This window comes from Glycomyces luteolus (genome assembly GCF_027622875.1).
Classification (GTDB): Bacteria; Actinomycetota; Actinomycetes; order Mycobacteriales; family Micromonosporaceae; genus Glycomyces; species Glycomyces luteolus.
The window spans coordinates 1-16308 of sequence record NZ_JAPZVP010000027.1 but is presented as its reverse complement, the minus strand read 5'-3'; the positions used below and the strand labels follow the sequence as shown (position 1 = coordinate 16308).

11 protein-coding genes are annotated in these 16308 nt (G+C 68.0%); 9 read left to right on the top strand and 2 right to left on the bottom strand.

What is annotated here, in order from left to right; translation table 11 throughout:
* Positions 1 to 6: 6 nt before the first annotated feature.
* Positions 7 to 957, bottom strand: a complete 951-nt coding sequence (locus tag O1R50_RS23970) for a helix-turn-helix transcriptional regulator (protein ID WP_270112781.1) — start codon at positions 955 to 957, stop codon at positions 7 to 9.
* Between the two features lie 62 nt (positions 958 to 1019).
* Between O1R50_RS23970 and O1R50_RS23965 the strand changes: the two genes are divergently transcribed.
* Positions 1020 to 3251 (top strand): excinuclease ABC subunit UvrA, encoded by a 2232-nt coding sequence (locus O1R50_RS23965; protein ID WP_270112780.1) that lies wholly within the window; start codon positions 1020 to 1022, stop codon positions 3249 to 3251.
* Between the two features lie 123 nt (positions 3252 to 3374).
* On the opposite strand, the gene O1R50_RS23960 is transcribed toward O1R50_RS23965, so the two are convergent.
* Positions 3375 to 3779, bottom strand: coding sequence for an STAS domain-containing protein (locus tag O1R50_RS23960; RefSeq protein WP_270112779.1), 405 nt, complete (start codon positions 3777 to 3779; stop codon positions 3375 to 3377).
* Between the two features lie 695 nt (positions 3780 to 4474).
* On the opposite strand from O1R50_RS23960, the gene O1R50_RS23955 reads away from it, so the two are divergent.
* From O1R50_RS23955 to O1R50_RS23920, 8 genes are all read left to right on the top strand, one after another.
* The gene (locus tag O1R50_RS23955) at positions 4475 to 5272 is read left to right on the top strand and encodes a SigB/SigF/SigG family RNA polymerase sigma factor (RefSeq protein WP_270112778.1); all 798 of its coding nucleotides are present in this window, start codon (positions 4475 to 4477) and stop codon (positions 5270 to 5272) included.
* Between the two features lie 46 nt (positions 5273 to 5318).
* A complete protein-coding gene (locus O1R50_RS23950) occupies positions 5319 to 6293 on the top strand; it encodes a sensor histidine kinase (RefSeq protein ID WP_270112777.1) in 975 nt (324 codons plus the stop codon).
* 2015 nt (positions 6294 to 8308) lie between these two features.
* Positions 8309 to 9919, top strand: coding sequence for an AbfB domain-containing protein (locus O1R50_RS26565; RefSeq protein WP_408612804.1), 1611 nt, complete (start codon positions 8309 to 8311; stop codon positions 9917 to 9919).
* Complete coding sequence (locus O1R50_RS23940) at positions 9891 to 10898, top strand: LacI family DNA-binding transcriptional regulator (protein WP_270112775.1); 1008 nt, start codon at positions 9891 to 9893, stop codon at positions 10896 to 10898. Before O1R50_RS26565 ends, O1R50_RS23940 begins: the two co-directional genes overlap by 29 nt.
* A gap of 175 nt (positions 10899 to 11073) precedes the next feature.
* On the top strand, positions 11074 to 12336 hold the full coding sequence (locus O1R50_RS23935; RefSeq protein ID WP_270112774.1) for a sugar ABC transporter substrate-binding protein: 1263 nt from the start codon (positions 11074 to 11076) through the stop codon (positions 12334 to 12336).
* A 62-nt stretch (positions 12337 to 12398) separates the two neighbouring features.
* Positions 12399 to 13346, top strand: coding sequence for a carbohydrate ABC transporter permease (locus O1R50_RS23930; RefSeq protein ID WP_270112773.1), 948 nt, complete (start codon positions 12399 to 12401; stop codon positions 13344 to 13346).
* A 1-nt stretch (position 13347) separates the two neighbouring features.
* Positions 13348 to 14157 (top strand): carbohydrate ABC transporter permease, encoded by an 810-nt coding sequence (locus O1R50_RS23925; RefSeq protein WP_270112772.1) that lies wholly within the window; start codon positions 13348 to 13350, stop codon positions 14155 to 14157.
* Between the two features lie 20 nt (positions 14158 to 14177).
* A complete protein-coding gene (locus O1R50_RS23920) occupies positions 14178 to 16199 on the top strand; it encodes a glycoside hydrolase family 31 protein (protein WP_270112771.1) in 2022 nt (673 codons plus the stop codon).
* Positions 16200 to 16308 lie beyond the last annotated feature (109 nt).

Genomic DNA, 16308 nt, shown 5'->3' with positions numbered 1-16308 from the left:
TCGGGCTCAGACGGCGGCCGCATGCAGGCGCTCGGCGAAGCGGCGAAACCCCTCCCGGAAGGCGTCGGGGGCCTCGATCGTGAAGTCGGCGTCGAGGAAGGCGAGCGTGACGAGCGGCCACTCCCATGAGTCGAGGCGCAGGGCCACGCGGGTGCGCCCGCCGTCGAGCGCGCTCAGCTCCACGGTGTCGTGGCGGAACGCCTCGGCGACGGGCCCCGGGTTCCCCTCGATGATGAACACGACGGGCTGCCGGTGCTTGCCGATGCCCTCGGTGAGGTAGTCGACGGCCGGCGGAGCGGGCCGCGGTTCGAACCCGGTCGTGGTCAGGCGCAGACCGGAGAGGCGGTCGGTGCGGAACACGCGCCAGTCGCCGCGGTCGAGATCCCAGGCGAGGAGGAACCAGCGCTGGAGGTGGTGGACCTGCCGGTAGGGCTCGACGCGGCGGGACGAGGCCGCGCCGTCCTTGCGCTCGTAGTCGAAGGTGACGACCTGCCTGGCCGCGATCGCGTCGGCGAGTCCGCCGAGGTCTCCGGCGCTGGTGCTCGGGGCGCGGACCTCGCTGGTTTCCAGGCTGGAGCGGACCCGTGCGATCCGGTGACGAAGGCGTTTCGGCAGGTACTGCTCGACCTTTCCGTAAGCGCGCGTGGCGGCTTCGTCGACCGAGCCCTCATCGGCGCTGCCGGTGGCCGCGAGCGCGGCGAGGCCGAGCAGGACCGCGATGGCCTCGTCGTCCTCGAGCATGAGCGGCGGCATCACGGTGCCGGCGGTGAGCCGGTAGTGACCGCCGGGTCCTGGGCGGGTCTCGACCGGGTAGCCGTACTCGCGCAGGCGGTCGACGTCTCGCCGCAGCGTCCGCGGGCTCACTCCCAGCCGCGAGGCGAGTTCACCACCGCTGAACGAGCGGCCGGTCTGCAGCGACGCCAGGAGCGAGAGCATCCTGCGGGTGACATCGGACATGTTCCCAGTGTGCCTGAAAATGCGGTCAGAAACCGGCCGCATCTGCGCCTAGCGTCGCAGGCATGAACGAACGCATGATCCGCATCCGCGGCGCCAGGTCCAACAACCTCAAATCGGTGGACCTGGAAGTGCCGCGCGGGAGCCTGACCGTGTTCGCCGGGCCCTCCGGCTCCGGGAAGTCGTCACTGGTCTTCGACACGATCGCCGCCGAGGCCGGCCACCAGGTCAACGAAACCTATCCGCCGTTCCTGCGGAACCGGCTGCCGAAATGGACGCGGCCCGAGGCCGACGAGATCTCGGGCCTGTCGCCCGTGGTCGTCATCGACCAGCGTCGTCTCGGCGGCAACACCCGATCGACCGTCGGGACGATCACTGACACGTGGACGTACCTGCGGCTGCTCTTCTCGCGGATCGGCGACCCGCACCTCGGCGAGTCGAACCGCTTCTCGTTCAACGAGACCGCGGGCATGTGCCCCACCTGCTCGGGCCTGGGAGAGGTCGTGGAGATCGACACCGCGTCGTTCCTCGACCTCTCCAGGTCGCTGAAGGAGGGCGCGATCCTCCTGCCCGGCTTCGTGGACGGCGGCTACTGGCTCTCCAAGTACACCGACCTCGGGTGGCTCCCGGTCGACGCGCCGCTGCGGTCCTGGACCGACGACGAGCGCGGTGCGCTGCTGTACGGCGGCGCGCACGTCACCCGGCTCGGCGTGAAGCCGCCGGCTGACTTCGAGGGCCTGGTGGCGTGGTTCGAACGGATCTACCTGCACACCTCCGACAGCCTCTCGGACCGCAAGCAGGAGGCCATCGACCGGTTCACGAGATCGGGCACGTGCCCGGACTGCGGCGGCGACCGATTGAACGCCGAGGCCCGGGCGGTAACCGTGCTCGGGCGCACCATCGGCGAGATGGCCCTCATGGAAGTCGCCGAACTCGCGGACCTCGTTGCCGACGTTCAGGAGACGGCCGTCGTACCGGTGGTGTCGGCGCTGGTGGAGCGGCTGCGCGTGATGGACGCGATCGGACTCGGATACCTGCACCTGGGGCGGGCCACGACGAGCCTGTCTGGAGGCGAGTCGCAGCGGGTGAGGACCGTGAAGCACCTGGGCAGCAGCCTGATCGAAATGCTGTACATCTTCGACGAACCCACCGTGGGCCTCCACCCGCAGGATGTCCACGCCATGATCGGACTGCTGAAGCGGCTGCGGGACAAGGGGAACACGGTGCTCGTGGTTGAGCACGACCCGGCCGTGATGGCGGTCGCCGACCAGATCGTGGAGATCGGTCCCGACGGCGGGACCGACGGCGGCAGGGTGGTCTTCCAGGGGACGTTCGCGCAGCTTCGGAAGGCCGGGACGCCGACCGCGCTCGCCCTGGCGAAACGGGCGCCGGTCACCACGGCGCCGCGTGAGCCCGCCGACGCGATCACGATCAAGCACGCCGAGCGGAACAACCTCCAGGACGTCACCGTCGACGTCCCGGCCGGGGTGCTGACCGTCCTCACCGGCGTCGCCGGGTCCGGGAAGTCGAGCCTGGCGGCCGAACTCGTCGAGCAGCACGGCGCGATGGTCGTCGACCAGCGCCCCGTCGGCGCCAACCGCCGGTCGACGCCGATCACCTATACGGGGATCGCCGTGCCTGTCAGGCGGCTGTTCGCGAAGGCGAGCGGCCTGCCGGCCAAGTACTTCAGTGCGAACTCCGAAGGGGGTTGCCCCGACTGCAAGGGGCTAGGCATCGTCTACACCGACCTCGCGTTCATGGACGGGCAGGAGACCGTGTGCGAGACGTGCGGCGGGCGCCGGTTCACCAAGGAGGCGTTGCGGCACCGCGTCGACGGGCTCACCATCGCCGATGTGGACGGTCTGACCATTTCGGATGCGCTGCACCGGCTCGCGGACCCGGCGATCCGGAAGGCACTGCGCGATCTCGACCGGGTCGGCCTCGGCTACCTGCGCCTGGGACAGCCGCTCACGACGCTGTCGGGCGGCGAGTGCCAGCGCGTCAAGATCGCGAAGGAGCTGCGGGACGCCGCCGAGCCGTCGCTGTACGTGCTCGACGAGCCGACGACCGGGCTGCACCTGCGCGACATCGACACGCTCATGGAGGTGCTGTTCCAACTGGTCGAGGGCGGTCACACCGTCGTGGTCATCGAGCACAACGTCGAGGTGATCCGCCGCGCCGACTGGATCGTGGACCTCGGTCCGGGCGCGGGTCGCCACGGCGGACGGGTCCTGTACGAGGGTCCCGTGGCGGACATGCGAGGCACGGCGACCGCACGGGCGCTCGAGCGGGGCTAGGAGCATGCGGGGGCCCCAGGAGGGGAGCGGTGAGGATTCGGTTTGGGCTGCTTGAGGATTGGCCGCGTTGAGGTGTGTTGAGCCGATCGCAGTAGTTGGTGACCGATGGATCGTGAGTGGTGATTATCGTGCGGCGCGTTCGATCACGATGGAGGGCACTCCCTCAGGCCACAGGACCTGCATGATCCGCTGAAAGTAAGGAGGGGCGTGGTGAACCACGATCTGGTGTCCGCCGGTCAGGTGGTTCGCGGCTTCGACGAGCGCGGCGGCGCCTCGGGAGTCGATGAATTCGAGGCCGGTCAGATCCAGGTGGACTTCCTCGCCATGGCCGACCGCCCGCCGCAGTGCGTGGTCCCAGGCGATGTGGCTGCGCAGGTCGATGCCTCCAGTCGCGCGCAGACCCACGATCTGCGGGCTACCGTATTCGGTGATCCCCAGCGAATCGTCGAGATGTTCTACCTTTGCCGGCGGCGATGAGGGAACGGGCCTGGCTACGGTATCGGCTCTGGTGCTGATGCGCTTTGGCATTGTTCCGCCTTTATATGGCCACGAAGCCCCGACGGTACTCCTGGGAGCTGCTGCTCCTGTGGCACCTGCACGGCTGATCTGACAAATGCTACGCGCCGCGACGCATAAAAGCGAATGGGCAATCCATAGAGCAGTCGAATGTGGGGGTGTTCCGGCCCGTAAATGCGGGCGCGAGCCTCAGATGGATCTTGGTGGAGGTCTGCGGATTTTTCGCCGATGGACTTCGAATCCGTCGCAAGTTGCCGGTTCACCTGCAGAGTCAGTCCGCAGTATTTGATATTCCTGAATCCGAGGTTTGCTTTGCGTCAGGTCATTCGAATTTTCTGGGGATATTGTGAGAAGGGATGCGGCGCTTTTTCGGCGAATATTCTTGATTGGCACGCTTTTGAGGTTTAGCGATATCGCCTGCCTGCGAGCGAATGGCTTCATGTCATATCGTGATAGTGTCGATCTAATGATGGGAGTCGATGCAAATATTTTACGAGTCAGTTCCCGCGGCTGTGGTGAATCGCAAGTGAAGTGGTGGCACAAGGATCCTGTCTTCCCGTAGGGAGATGCGCACCGACACCGTACGGTGCCGATACCCACCGGAGGGGAGCTCTGGTTTCCGGGCATGCCCGGTCGCCAAGGCGGCCGGTCCCAGCAAGCCGACGATGCAGCCGGCGACCAGCAGCCAACCCGGCAGGACGGAATCCATGATGAACAAGCATGCCCCGGCACCCCGCTCCGCTCCGAACGAGTACGGCCATCTCGCGCCGATCTTCGAGGAGCTCCAGCTACTCGAATCCGACGACCCGCGACGCTCCCGGCTCCGGGACCGTCTGGTCACCGGATACCTACCGCTGGCCCAACACATCGCCCAGCGGTACTCAGGCAAAGGCATAGCCAAGGAAGACCTGGTCCAAGTCGCCTCCATCGGACTCATCCACGCGGTCGACCGGTTCGACCCCGGGCGTGGTGCCGACTTCTTGTCGTACGCCGTGCCCACGGTCATGGGAGAGGTGCGCCGCCACTTCCGCGACACCAGCTGGCCGATGCGGGTCCCTCGCCGGCTCCAAGAGCTGCGGGCGTCGATCATTCAGGCCAATGCCGAACTGTCCCAGCACCTCGACAGGGCTGCCACCGGCGCCGAGGTGGCCAGCTACCTCGGCGTCACCGAAAGCGAAGTGGCCGAGGGCTACAAGGCTGCCCAAGCCTACCGAGCGGTATCGCTCGACGAGTCGCCGTTCTCGGACGAGGAACGGGCGCCCCTCGCCGAAACCCTTGGGCAGGAAGACATCGCCCTCGAACGGGTCGACAACCACGAATCGCTGGCGCCGCTCCTGCAGGAACTCCCCGACCGCGAGCGCACGATCCTCGGGTTGCGCTACTTCGGCGACATGACCCAAACCCAGATAGCCCAAGAGGTCGGCATCTCGCAGATGCACGTCTCCAGGCTGCTCAAACGCACACTCACCGACCTGAAGGAGAGCCTGTCCAGCCCCGCATCCTGAACACCGTGTCGCGCTGGGCGCTGCGGCCACGAGAAGGAGCCGCGCCATGACCGGAGCACACCTCCCCACGGAGGTCTTGTTCGAGCACCCCGCACTGTTCTACTGCGGCGCCGATGCCTACCTGGCAGGCACGATCCCGTACATCGACGCGGGCCTCAGCGCCGACGAGCCGGTCGCGGTCGCCGTGCCCACGCCCAATCTCGCATCGGTGCGGGAGGCGCTCGGCGCCTGCGCCGAACACGTCCTGTTGATCGACATGGCGGAGGCCGGCGCCAACCCGGGGCGGATCATCCCGGGTGTGCTGCATGCCTTCGCCGACGCCCACCTCGATCATCGGGTGCGGATCATCACCGAGTCGATCTGGCCCGGCCGCACCGAGGCCGAATACCCCGCCTGCGCCCAACACGAAGCACTCACCAACCTCGCGTTCGCCGGCCGCGCCGCCACCATCCTGTGCCCCTACGACACTGCAGGACTCGACCGGCACATGATCGCCGACGCCCGCGCAACGCATCCGGTCCTCATCGATCACACCGGGCGCCGCCACAGCGACCAGTACGACCCCGAGCGCGTCTTTGCCGACCACAACCAGCAGCTCCCGACCCCGCCCCGGTCGGCGATCGAGCGCGCCGTCGACCCAGCCACCCTCAACAACGCCCGCTGGTTCCTCACCTCCTACGGCCGGAAGGTCGGCCTCTCAGCCGCCCAGCTCATCGACCTTGAAATCGCCGTCACCGAACTGCTCGCGAACAGCATCAAGCACGGTGGCGGCAGCGGCACCATGCGCGTCTGGGCCGACGACCGCCACCTGATCTGCGATGTCAGCGACGCCGGGCATCTCACCGATCCGCTCGCCGGACGCCGCCCTGCCAATGGCGATGAACGCCACGGCCGCGGACTGCTGCTGGCCAACCACATCGTTGACCTCGTCCGCGTGCACACCAGCAGCTCAGGCACCACCGTGCGGATCCACCTCCGGCTGCCCGCCCCGCACCAAACAATCGCCGACCGGTTCGATTGAGCCGGTCGGCTTCTTGCTGTGCCGCCCGAAGACCGCCGCTGCTGTCCGTAGCTACATAGGACAGATCCTGGGCATTGACCGTGCTCAGGACGGTGTCGCCACCTTGCCGAAGCCGACGACGGAGGCGGCGGCGCGCTCCCCGATCTTCGCCTGCGGTGGCGCCGCCGACCGCCACGGTCCGCTTCCGCTGCGGCGGTGACGTGCCGGGTCACGATTCTGAACCGGTGCGCCAAGCTCTTGCTTCCGCTGATCGGAGCCGGTACGTTGATCAGCGAACCGGTTCGCTGCTGTGGCACTGCCCGAATGTGCCGACGCGAGGCGGACTTCTCAATGTTGAGAGTGAGGCGAAAATGAACGTACGAACACGGCGTGCCGCTCGAATATGCAGTGTGGTCGCGGCTGCCGCGATCATCCCCTTGGCTGCGGTGCCCGCCGCCGGCCAGGAAGCGGGTGTCATCAGGGTCGACCTCGGCCAGACCACCGGCGACTTCCTCGGAGGAGCGTCCGGCTCCCTGTACGGCCTGTACGACGAGGGCCTTCCTTCCGAGAACCTCATCGACGGCATCGATCTGACCACGGTCGCCACCAAAGCGCAGGACGGCCCGCAGCACCCGGGCGCGGACGCGCTCGAAGTCCTCGGCTCGGCGGTGGAGGCCTCGAACGGCGACGTCTACATCTACACGACGGACATCTACCGCGGCTTCCCCTACCAGTGGCCCGGTGACACCCCTCAGGAGAAGCTCGACGGCTACATGGACAAGCTCCGCGTCCAGGTCGAGCAGGTCGCGACCCTGCCGGTGGAGCAGCAGGACAACATCGTCTTCCTTCCGTACAACGAGCCCGAAGGGAACATGTTCGGCACCGGCCCCTGGAGCTACAACCGCATCCACTGGCACACCGATCCGCAGTACTTCTTCGCCGCCTGGGACCGCGCCTACGAGGTGATCCACTCCGTCCTGCCCGACGCGCGCATCGGCGGTCCGAACACCAGCACCCTCTACAACCAGGTCGAGGGCTTCCTGGAACACACCGTCCAAGCGGGAACGGTGCCGGACGCGATGGTGTGGCACGAGCTGTCGAACCCGGCCACGATCCGCAGCAACGTCGACAAGTATCGCGGCTGGGAGACCGAGCACTTCGCCGGTACCGAGTACGAGGGCACCAAGCTGCCGATCAACATCACCGAGTACGCGTACAACTACCACACCTCGGTGCCCGGCCAGATGATCCAGTGGATCTCCGCGCTGGAGGACAAGAAGGTCTACGGCGACATCGCCTACTGGAACATCGACGGCAACCTGTCGGACTCGGCCGTGCAGGCCAACCGGGCCAACGGCCAGTGGTGGCTGCTGCACGCCTACAGCCAGATGCACGGTGGACAGACCGTCAAGGTCACCCCGCCGCGCCCCGGCGTCAGCTACACCCTGCAAGGCGTGGCGGCCCTCGACACCGACAAGCGGCAGGCCCGCGTCCTGCTCGGCGGCGCGAGCGGGGCGTTCAAGCTCGCGCTCGACAACGTCCCGTCCGGGACCTTCGGCCAGAAGGTACACGCGGTCGTGCGCGAGATCGGCTGGAGCGGCCAGCTCGGCGACTCGGCCCAACCCTCCACGGTGGCCGAAGTCGACCTGGCAGTCTCGGGCGGCACCGCCGAGCTCGCCTTTGGTTCCGGCGGACTGCCGGCACTCGATGCGGAATCCGCCTACGAGGTCATCGTGACCCCGAGCGTCTCACCCGGTGATGCGGCCGTCCCGCAGACGGCGTGGGAGGCGACATACGAGGCGGAGACCGCGACCTGGACCGGCACGGGCCTGCAGCGCAACGGCCCTGAAGGCTCCCCTTCGGCTCTGGCGAAGTTCTACACCTCCGGCGGTTACAACGTCGGCGGGATGCGGACCGGCGCGAACAACGCGATCGAGTTCAATGTCAGCGTCCCCCAGGACGGCGTCTACGACCTGAGCGTCTTCGCCAGCTCCCTCAACACCGATGCCGACGTGCAGGCCCAGGGGCCGACGAACATGTTCCTGCGGGTCGACGGCGACGCCGCCACCGAGCAGGAGCTCTTCCTGAGCCTGGGCTACAAGTGGGTGGTGTGGGACCACACCGACACCAAGGTCGAACTCACCGCCGGGGACCACGTCATCACCCTGGCCACCCGCAGCCTCGACGGGACCGGAGCCATCACCGGCGACGTCATCCTCGACAAGATCGACCTGTCGCTGCCCCACCCGGGCTCCACCGGCGACGTGTACGAGGCCGAGTTCGCCGAACTCGACGGCGGCGCGGCCCCCACCTACGCGAGCACGCACCGCGGCTCGGGCCCGGGCGCGGCCGCAGTACCGGGCGGCGGCGAGGCGACGTTCTGGGTCTACTCCCCGGACGACGCGTCCGCGCTGCTCGACGTCGCCACGCGCGGCGACCGCAAGGTCGAACTCGAGGTCAACGGCCAGACCGTGACCACCGGACAGGGCGGCATCGTCAACGCCTTCCTGCTCGGCGGCATCAACCAGGTCACCGTCAAAGGCGCCCAAGGGCTCGAGGTGGACCGACTCGTCGTGACGCCTTCCGGTGAAGCCACCGGGGCCGTCTACGAAGCGGAGGACGGCACGGTCGCCGGGAGCGCCCAGGACACGAGCCTGTCCCTCGCCTCCGGCGGGGCCGCGGTCACGGGCGTCGGCGGCGACCCCGGCAACGGGAACACCTTGACGTTCAACGACGTCGAAGTGTCGAAGGCCGGCAAGTACGCGCTGACCTTCCGGTACTCCAACGAGGAGCAGTCGCCCTCCACGCACTACAACCCCGACCCCGTGGCGCGGTACGCCCTGGTGTCGATCAACGGCGCCGAGCCGGTCCGCGTGATCTTCCCGCACACGTTCCACGAGAACAACTTCTGGGAGCTCACCGTCCCGGTCGACCTCCGAGCCGGAGTCAACTCGATCGTCGTACGCGGCGAGGAGAAGCCGCAGTTCGACGGCACGACCTACGCCTCCGACACCTGGCCCGGCGTGCCGCTGCGCTCGCAGTTCGCTCCGAACCTCGACCGGATCGCGGTCACCCCGCTGTTCGGCGATGTCGCCTGGCGCGAGCTGCAGTCGCACAACTACCCGGATCACCTGGTGCGGCATGAGAACTGGAACGTCCGGCTGGAACCGGACCCCAGCCCCGAGGCTGACGCGCAGTTCCGGATGGTCCCGGGACTGGCCGACGGCTCGGCCGGGTACGTGTCGTTCGAGTCGGTGAACCACCCGGGCTACTACCTGCGGCACTCGTTCTTCGAAATGGTGCTGGCCCGCGACGACGGCACGGCGCTGTTCGACAAGGACGCCACGTTCAAGATGACCGAAGGACTGGCCGACGAGTGGTGCACCTCGTTCCAGTCATACAACTTCCCGGCCCAGCACCTGCGGCACTCGGGCTTCGAGCTGCAGCTCGATCCGATCGAGGACGCGGCCCCCCGCCCCCCCCCCCCGTCGCCCACCCCCGTCTTCCCCCCCTGTGGGGCGCCCCCGGCCCGGGCGGGCGCCCGCCGCTCAGTCGATCGACCCTCCACAGCGAACCGGTACACTGGACCGAGTTCGAGCGAGGAGCGAAAGGAGCAGCGTGGCCACGATCGGCGATGTAGCACGTGAGGCCGGGGTGTCGCGCAGTACCGTCTCCTCGGTCCTGACCGGCCGCAAGTACGTCAGCCCCGAGACGCGGGCCAAGGTCGACGCGGCGGTCGCCAAACTCCAGTTCTCCGTCAACGCCGGGGCCAGGGCACTGGCGACCTCGCGCACCATGGCGCTGGGAGTCGTCGTCGGCTTCCACGAGGCCGAGTTCAGCCCGGCGCTGGCGGCGTACCTCATCGCCCTCTCCGACGCGGCGCGCGAGCAGGGCTACTCGGTCGTGCTGCTGACCGAGCCCGACGGTGTCGAGGCGGTGCGGCGGGCGATCTCCGGCCGCCAGGTCGACGGATTCATCCTGCTCAACGTGGTCGACGACGACCCGCGACTGGAACCGATCAACCAGGCGCGCTACCCCGCAGTCCTGCTCGGGATGCCCCAGGACACCCGCGGGGTCGACGCGGTCGACCTCGACTTCGCCGCCGGGGCCGCGATGCTGGTCGACCACCTCGCCGACGCGGGCCACCGCGAAGCGGTGTTCCTCAAATGGCCCGAAGAGCTGTACGACTCGGGCAGCACCTACGCGAACCGGTTCGCGAGTTCGGCCCGCGAGCGGGCCGAACAGCGCGGCCTGCGGCTCGTCCCGGTCGCCCTGCCGGTGGGGCCCGAGCAGGTGCGCGCGGCCCTCCGCGCGGTGCTCCAGGACCCCGAGAACCCGCGTGCGCTGCTGATCCACAACGACGCCGCCGTCGCGATGCTCCCCTTCGCGCTGTATGACCTCGGGCTCGAAGTGCCCGCCGACCGGAGCGTCGTCTCGCTGCACGCGGCCGAGCTCGCGCGGCTCTACGTCCTCTCGTTCACCTCGGTCGAGTCCGAGCCGGTGGCCGTCTGCCAGACCGCCGTCGAGATGCTCGCCAAGCGGATCGCCTCGCCCGACAGCCCGGTGCAGAAGCGGCTGATCGTGCCGCGTCTGGAGGCGAAGGGCAGCGTCGAAACCGTCGCATAGGCCCACGTTCGGGACTGTATCTCCCGGCGCTCGACCCCAGCTCACAAGCTAGCGAACCGGTTCGCCTTGACGGCGGCCACTCGGTCTGGCAGTATCGTCAGCGAACCGGTTCGCTGACTGTCGGAATCCCTCGAGCCAGCGAGTCACCGGCGATCCCGACTCGATGAAGAGGCCGATGAAAATGACCAACCCGACACTGCGCTGGTGCGTCGCCGCCGGCGCCGCCCTGACGATGGGCGCCCTCGCCGCCTGCTCCGGCGGCACGCCCGAACCAGGTGAAGACGGCAATGCGAGCGAAGGCTCGACGACCGCGGAGATCGTCTTCTGGGACCCGTACCCGCAGCACGCCGAAGGCTCCGCCTGGGACGAGCACGTCAAGTCCTGCGCACCCGAAGGATCGACGATCGTTCGCACGAGTGCCCCGCAGACCGACCTGTTCAACCAGCTCACGACCGCGGTGAAGGAGGGCGGCGCCCCCGACGTGGTGCTGCTCGACAACCCGATGATGCCCGAAGCCGTCGGCGCCGGAATGCTGGCGACCGCCGAGCAGGCGGGCATCGACACCAGCGGCGTGGACGAGAACCTGATGGGACCCGGCGTGGTCGACGGCGCCGCCTACGGCGTGCCGTTCGGCTCCAACGCGCTCGGCCTCTACTACAACGCGGACCTCCTGTCCGAGGCCGGCATCGACCCCGCTTCGATCACCGACTGGGACTCGCTGAACGCCGCGTTGACCAAGGCCGTCGCCAACGGCGGCAAGGGCATCACCTTCTCCGGCGTCACCGGTGAAGAGGGCGTCTTCCAGTTCCTTCCCTGGTTCTGGGGCGCCGGGGCCGACCTGTCCGACATCTCCTCGGACGAGGCCGTCGCGGCCGGCCAGCTCCTCTCGGGCTGGATCGGGGAGGGCCTGGCCCCCAAATCGGCGGCCACCGACAACCAGTCCGCGGCCTGGGACCTGTTCCTGACCGGCGAATACGCCTTCGCTGAGAACGGCTCCTGGTTCGCTTCGGCCGCGGCCGAAGCGAACTTCGAGGTCGGCGTCATCCCGATCCCGTCGAAGGACGGCGGCGTCGCGCCGGTGCCGACCGGCGGCGAGTTCGCCGTGGCGCCGATCCAGTCCGAGAACGCGTCCGACCACTACGCGAACGCCTCTTCCGTCATCGCCTGCCTGACCGAAGGCGAGGCCGGATTCCAGACCAACGAGACGCTCGGCTACCTCTCGGCCAAGCCCGAGGTCCGCGCCGAGCAGGCGACCCAGTCGCCGCTGTGGGAGCCGTGGGTCGGCGCCGTCGAGGGCGCGCAAGGCCGCACCACCGATCTCGGCAGCGAGTACGTCGACGCCTCCGCCTCGCTCTCCGGGGCGATCCAGGCGGCGCTCAACGCCGCGGGCGACCAGGCCGCCGTCGAGGCCGCGTTCCAGGACGCCGGCGGATTCTGAGGCATCGTCGGCCCGCCTTCGGGCGGGCCGACCGGCCCGGCAACCGGATCGGAGCAATTCGAATGACCACGCTGACCACGAGAACAGAGGCGCCGACCTCGCCCGAGCGCGGGACCGCGAAGCCGAAACGGCGCGCCGCCCACTGGGCGGCGATCGCGTTCGTCATCCCGCTGGTGATCTATCTCCTCCTCTTCTACGCCTACCCGCTCGTCCAGAACCTGACGATGAGCCTGCACCGCTTCGACCGCGGCACCTTCATCAACGGCGGTGCCCCGTTCGTCGGGCTCGAGATCTACCGAGACGTGTTCGCGCACCCGAAGTTCTGGGCGATCGTGTGGCAGACGACGGTGTTCACCGCCGTCTCGCTCGCCTTCCAGTACCTCATCGGGCTGACGATCGCGGTCTTCTTCCACCGCGGCGGGTTCCGGCTCGCCGCACCGCTTCGCGGCATGTTCCTCGTCCCCTGGCTCCTTCCCATCATCGTCTCGGGCACCACGTGGCAGTGGATGATGAACCCGGACGACGGCATCCTCAACACGTTCCTCAGCCTGTTCGGTGCCGATCCCGTGTGGTGGCTCAGTACCGACAACGCCCTCATGTCGGTGGCGATCGCGAACATCTGGCTGGGCATCCCGTTCAACCTCGTGATCCTCTACTCGGGACTCCAGGGCATCCCGAAGGAGCTGTACGAGGCCGCGTCGATGGACGGCGCCACCCCTTGGCAGCAGTTCCGGCGCATCACCCTCCCGATGCTGCGCCCGGTCACGCTCATCACCCTGCTCCTCGGCCTGGTATACACGCTCAAGGTCGTCGACATCATCTGGATCATGTCGATGGGGACCGGCACGTCCCAGACGCTCGCCACCTGGGCGTACGGCATGTCGGTCGGGAAGGGCGCCTCGGGGGTCATCCGCTACTCCGAAGCCTCGGCCGTCGGGACGGTTCTGCTGCTGGCCGCACTCGCCTTCGGGTTGATCTACATCGCAGCCCAACGGAAGCAGGAGCACTGACATGTCTCGCACCTGGTGGAAGAATCCCATCGCGCTCGTAATGACCGCGCTCATGCTCTTCCCTCTCTATTGGATGCTCAACGTCTCGTTCACGAAACGCGAGAGCATCCGCGGCGGCGACCTCGTGCCGGTCGACTTCACCTTCGACCACTACGCCGTCGTCTTCGGCGATCAGCTTCCCTACCTCGGCACCAGCCTTGTGATCGGCACGGGGACCGTCGTGCTCACCCTCGCGATCGCGGCGCCGGCCTCCTTCGCGCTCGCCAGCATGGCCGTGCCGGGACGCCGCGTCATCGGTTTCGCGCTGATCGTGGCGCAGATGGTCCCGGCCGTGGTCATGTCGCTCGGCTTGTACTCGATCTACAACACCGTCGGGCTGCTCGATACCCTCCCGGGCCTGATCTTGGCCGACTCCACGATCGCGGTCCCGTTCGCCGTCCTACTCCTGACCGCGTTCATGGCGGGCATCCCCCGCGAACTGCTCCAAGCGGCCCAGATCGACGGCGCCTCGCACTGGCGGACGTTCCGGTCGATCGTCCTGCCGGTCTCTCGGAACGCGATCATCACATCGGCGCTGTTCGCGTTCCTTTGGGCATGGTCGGACTTCATCTTCGCCTCGACGCTCAACCGCGAGGGGGGCCAGCTCCGACCGATCACGATGGGCATCTACAACTACATCGGCGCCCAGAACCAGGAGTGGGGCCCGATGATGGCGACGGCGGTGGTCGCCTCGATCCCGGCGGCGGTGCTGCTGGTGGTGGCACAGAAGTACGTCGCCGCGGGTGTGACCGCCGGCGCCGTCAAGAACTAGCAGAAACGAGTGACAACCTGATGAACACCTTCGAGTCCTCTGCGGACGCCATCACCTGGCGCGGTGACGGCGAAACGCTCGTCGTCCAGGCGTGGGGCCGCGATTCGCTGCGGGTGCGGAGCACCCGGACGGGGGAGGTGCTCGACACCGACTTCGCGCTTATCGAGCCTGAGCCGGTCCAGGTCGCCATCGAGGTCGACGGCGACACCGCGACGCTCACCAACGGCGCCATCACGGCAGTGCTGCGCGCATGGGGCGGTTTCGACTACCAGACCGGCTATGACGTCTTCCGATGCTCGGTGGAGTTCCGTGACGCGAGCGGCCGGGTGCTGCTTCGGGAGCTCGGCAGCGGTGGTGCGCTCAAGCTCAGCGCCCGCGAGTTTCGGCCCTTGGCCGGCGGCGCGCACCGGCTGCGGGCCGCGTTCGAGCCCGTGGCGGGGGAGAAGCTGTACGGGATGGGCCAGTACCAGCAGGCGATCTTGGATGTGAAGGGCTCCACGTTCGAACTGGCGCACAGGAACTCGCAGGCGAGTGTGCCGTTCGTGGTCTCCAGCGCCGGGTACGGGTTCCTGTGGCACAACCCGGCGATCGGTTCGGCATCCTTCGCGGCCAACCGGACTGAGTGGATCGCCGAGTCGACCGAGCAGCTCGACTACTGGATCACCGCCGGTTCGACTCCCGCAGCGATCAGCGCCGCCTACGCCGATGCCACCGGCCATGCTCCGATGATGCCCGAGTACGGGCTCGGCTATTGGCAGTGCAAGCTGCGGTACTGGAACCAGGAGCAGCTGCTCGAAGTCGCCCGTGAGCATAAGCGCCGCGGCCTCCCGCTCGACGTGATCGTCGCCGACTTCTTCCACTGGCCCAAGATGGGCGACTTCCGTTTCGAGGAGGAGTTCTGGCCGGACCCGGCCGCGATGGTCAAAGAACTCCAAGAGATGGGCGTCGAGCTCATGGTCTCGGTCTGGCCCCAGGTCTCGCTCGAGTCGGAGAACTTCGCGGCGTTCAAGAAGGACAACCTGCTCGTCCGCACCGAACGCGGCCTGGACGTCCAGATGGGGTTCCAGGGGCCGAGCATGTTCCTGGACGCCACGAACCCGCGGGCCCGCGAACAGGCCTGGGAGATCGTGCGGCGCAACTACCACGACCTGGGCATCAAAGTCTTCTGGCTCGACGAGGCCGAACCCGAGTACGGGGTCTACGACTTCGACAACTACCGCTACCACGCCGGACCGAACGTCCAAGTCGGCAACATCTACCCGCAGGCGTTCTCCCGCATGTTCTACGAGGGCCAACGCGAGGCGGGCCAGGACGAGATCGTGAACCTGGTGCGCTGCGCGTGGGCCGGGTCCCAGCGCTACGGAGCGCTGGTGTGGTCGGGCGACATCCACTCGACCTACGCGGACTTCCGCAAGCAGATCACCGCGGGCATCCACATGGGCGTCGCGGGCATCCCCTGGTTCACCACCGACATCGGCGGGTTCGCCGGCGGGAACATCGACGACCCCGACTTCCGCGACCTGCTCGTGCGCTGGTTCCAGTTCGGCGCGTTCTGCCCGGTCATGCGCATGCACGGCGACCGCCAGCCCAGTGAGCGGGTGACCGCCGCCGACGGCTCGGCGCGCAACAACTCCGGCGCCCCCAACGAGCTGTGGAGCTTCGGCGAGGACGTCTACGAGATCCTCGTGCGCTACGTGAAGCTCCGCGAGGCGATGCGGCCCTACACACGGCGACTGATGGAGGAGGCGCACACCGACGGCCAGCCGGTCATGCGCGGCATGTTCCACGAGTTCCCCGCCGACCCGGTCTGCTGGGACCTCGCCGACCAGTACATGTTCGGCCCGGACATCCTGGTGGCCCCGGTGGTGGAACTGCATGCCACGAGCCGCCGCGTCTACCTCCCTGAGGGCGCTTCATGGACGGAGCTGCGGACTGGAACGAGCCATGAGGGCGGGCAGTGGCTCGCGGTGGAGGCTCCGATCGAAGTCATCCCGGTCTTCGCGAAGAACGGCGCTTTGGCCGAACTCATCGGCGCGATCTGAACCGGGCGGCGCTCAGGGGAGGAAGGCCTCTCGCAGATCGCACGGTCTCGGTTGCGAGTTCGATTCGCTCATGCGCGAGGCGACGGCGGCCCGGACCACCAGGTCCGGG